Origin of the sequence: uncultured Adlercreutzia sp. (assembly GCA_910585575.1) — a bacterium.
Lineage (GTDB): Bacteria > Actinomycetota > Coriobacteriia > Coriobacteriales > Eggerthellaceae > Adlercreutzia.
Map to the genome: position 1 here is coordinate 1 of CAJUFS010000125.1, position 3462 is coordinate 3462.

Below are 3462 nucleotides of genomic sequence, written 5' to 3' on the forward strand. Positions count from 1 at the left end.
TCGACGAGGCCGAGAACCGCATGCACACCATCAAGGCTGTCATGTACGCCACCCTGCAGTAACCTGCGGAAAGCTGTTCAAGAGGGGCGGCTTTCGGGCCGCCCCTTGTGTTTTGAGCGGGGGAGAGGTGCTCCTTCGCCTACTACCGATTGGTGCTTCTAGTCTTGTTGCCACCCAGCAAGGCAGGCGTCGCGGGACGGCAGACCCGCCGCGCCTTTGAGGATTGCCAGCTTGCCTTAGAGACGGCCTGCTCAGCCGTACGAGGGTTCAGAGGCAAGAACCAATCCGAGCATGGCAAATCGGAATTAAGGAGGGATTACTATGGCAGCTGCTGAAAAGGGCAAGAAAAAGAAGAGGGCGAGTCTTTCTTCATTCACCATCTTGCTTATCATTCTTGTCGTTCTCGCCATCGTAACCGTTATTATGTCCGCTTGCGGCGTGGAGGGCGTTGAAGGCGCCACCTTGTCGCAGGTGCTCACCGCCCCGGTGTTCGGCTTCCAGGACGCCATCGGCGTGTGTTTGTTCGTGATGATCCTCGGCGGTTTTTTGGGCATCATCACTGAAACCGGCGCCCTTGACGCCGGCATTGCCGCCCTCGTGCGTAAGTTGCACGGCAATGAGTTGGTGCTCATCCCCATCTTGATGTTCATCTTCTCCGTCGGCGGCACCACTTACGGCATGTGCGAGGAAACCGTGCCGTTCTACTTGCTGCTGGCCGCCACCATGGTGGCCGCAGGCTTCGACAGCCTTACCGGCGCCGCCGTCGTCCTGCTGGGCGCTGGTTGCGGCGTTATCGGCTCTACGGTGAACCCCTTTGCCGTGGGCGTAGCCGTGGACGCACTGTCTGGTATCGGCATTCAGGCCAACCAGGCCATCATCATTGTGCTGGGTCTCATTCTCTGGATTGTCACCCTGGCCATTTCCATCGTATTCGTCATGCGCTACGCCAAGAAGGTGAAGGCCGACAAGGGCTCCACGTTCCTGTCCCTGCAGGAGCAGGAAGACATGATGAACGAGTGGGGCATGACCGAGTCCAAGGTCGAGGCTGCTGACAATGACGAGGCTCCCGTTGAGAAGATGACGGGCCGCCAGAAGTGGTCGCTCATCGTGTTCGGCCTGACCTTCGTCGTGATGATCGCCGCCTTCATTCCCTGGGCCGATCTGGGCGTTGACGTGTTCGAGGCCGGCCAGGTCACCGAAGAGGTAACCACCACCGTCGGTGCCGATGACATTGTGGCTGCCTACGACCAGCAGACCGACACCTCCCTGGCGCTGCCCGAGGGCACCGAGGGCGTCGACACCGCCGAGGTTACCGTGCAGCCTGCTTGGTCGAGCTTCCTGACTGGCGTGCCGGTGGGCGGCTGGTACTTCGACGAGGCCTCCACCTGGTTCCTGCTGATGGCCATCATCATCGGCGTCATCGGCGGCGTATCCGAGAGCCGCTTCGTGAAGGCCTTCATCAACGGCGCTGCCGACATGATGTCCGTCGTGCTCATCATCGCCCTGGCCCGTTCCATTACGGTGCTTATGGCGAAGACGGGCCTCGATATGTGGATCCTGAACAACGCCGCGGCGGCTCTGACCGGCATGTCGGCCATTGTGTTCGCTCCGTTGTCGTTCCTGCTCTACATCGTCCTGTCCTTCCTCATCCCGTCCTCCTCGGGCATGGCCACGGTGTCCATCCCGATCATGGGCGGTCTGGCCAGCCACCTTGGGTTCTCCGTTGAGACCATGGTCATGATCTACTCCGCCGGCAACGGCCTCGTGAACCTGTTCACGCCTACCAGCGGCGCCATCATGGGTGGCCTGGCCCTGGCCAAGATCGAGTACTCCACCTGGCTCAAGTTCGGCGCGAAGCTGTTCGTGGTCCTGGGCGTGGTCCTGGTGGTCATCTTGACCGCGGCGATGGTCATCCTGTCGTAGCGCTCAGCGCTTCGACGCCACTACTTTTGCGATAGGAGCGCGCGGCTACCCTCGCTGCGCGACCGCAGACGGAAGTACCTGGGCTCTGCCCAGGTACTTCTGTATTTTCAGGCTTTTTGATGGTATGATGAGCGCTTATAAGCGCAGGCGGGTACGGCACAGCTCGGCTGCCATCGAAAAGCTGGCGAAAGAAAAGGAAGAGGATATGGAAATTCGCGAATCCCTGGAAGCGATCATCGACGCCGCCATCGAAGCGGCCCGTGCCGACGGCTCCCTCGAGCTTTCGGAGGCCCCGGAAGCCGCCCTGGAGCGACCCCGCGACGAGGCTAACGGCGACTGGGCCAGTACCGTGGCCATGCGCAGCGCCAAGCTCGCCCACAAGAATCCCCGCGAGATCGCCCAGATCATTGTGGATCACATTCCCGCTAACGACATGATTGCCGCGGTTGAGATTGCCGGCCCCGGCTTCATCAATATCCGCTTGTCCGACACCGTGCTGCAGGGCATCGTGCGCGAGGTGCGCGAAGAGGCCGAGAACTTCGGCAAGGGCACCATCCCCGAGGGCGAGCGCTACGTCAACCTGGAGTACGTGTCCGCCAATCCCACCGGCCCCTTCCATGTGGGTCACGGCCGCTGGGCCTCGCTGGGCGATGCCATGGCCCGCGTCATGCGTCATGGCGGTTACGACGTGTACGAGGAGTACTACATCAACGACCACGGCAACCAGATGGACGTGTTCGGCAACTCCGTGAGCGTGCGCTACCAGCAGCTGCTGGGCCGCGACGTTGAAATGCCCGAGGCCTGCTACGGCGGTGCCTACGTGAAGGACATCGCCCAGGAGATCATCGATTCCGACGGCGACAAGTGGCTGAACGTGTCCGATGAGGAGCGCGTCGACGCCTTCCGCGAGATGGCCTACGACATGACCCTGAAGAACCAGCGCGAGGTGCTGGCCAACTTCGGCACCACCTTCGACAAGTGGTTCTCGGAGCGCTCGCTGTACGTGGAGGACGAGAACGGCGAGAGCGCCGTGTCCCGCTCGCTGGACGCCATGCGCGAGAAGGGCTACCTGTACGAGAAGGACGGTGCCCTGTGGTTCCGCTCCACCGATCTGGGCGACGACAAGGACCGCGTGCTCATCAAGGGTGACGGCGAGGCCACCTATTTCATGTCCGACGTGGCCTATCACTACGACAAGATGATGCGCGGCTTCGACCACCTCATCGACCTGTGGGGCGCCGACCACCACGGTTACATCAAGCGCTGCGAGTGCATGCTGGAGGCCTGGGGCTGGCCCGGAGCGCTGGAAGTACAGCTCGGCCAGCTGGTGAACTTGTTCCGCGACGGCAAGGCCGTGCGTATGTCCAAGCGTACCGGCGAGATGGTCACCTTCGAGGAGCTCATCGACGAGGTGGGCGTGGATGCCACCCGCTACCTGATGCTGTCCCGCTCGGCCGACCAGCCCATCGACTTCGACATCGAGGTGGCGAAGAAGAAGGACGCGTCGAACCCGGTGTACTACGTGCAGTACGCCCATGC

Annotated in this window: 2 protein-coding genes; both read left to right on the plus strand. The window is 61.8% G+C overall.

Annotated elements, in window-relative coordinates:
- The first annotated feature begins 321 nt into the window (after positions 1-321).
- Complete coding sequence (locus tag QZ307_RS10935) at positions 322-1923, plus strand: YfcC family protein (RefSeq protein ID WP_295999749.1); 1602 nt, start codon at positions 322-324, stop codon at positions 1921-1923.
- A gap of 205 nt (positions 1924-2128) precedes the next feature.
- Positions 2129-3462, plus strand: a 1334-nt coding sequence (argS, locus tag QZ307_RS10940; RefSeq protein WP_295999750.1) for an arginine--tRNA ligase, incomplete at its 3' end; no start/stop codon positions are given.

Excerpts from the sequence above, each read along its gene's own strand:
- QZ307_RS10935 (WP_295999749.1), top strand. The coding sequence starts at position 322 with ATGGCAGCTGCTGAAAAGGGCAAGAAAAAGAAGAGGGCGAGTCTTTCT.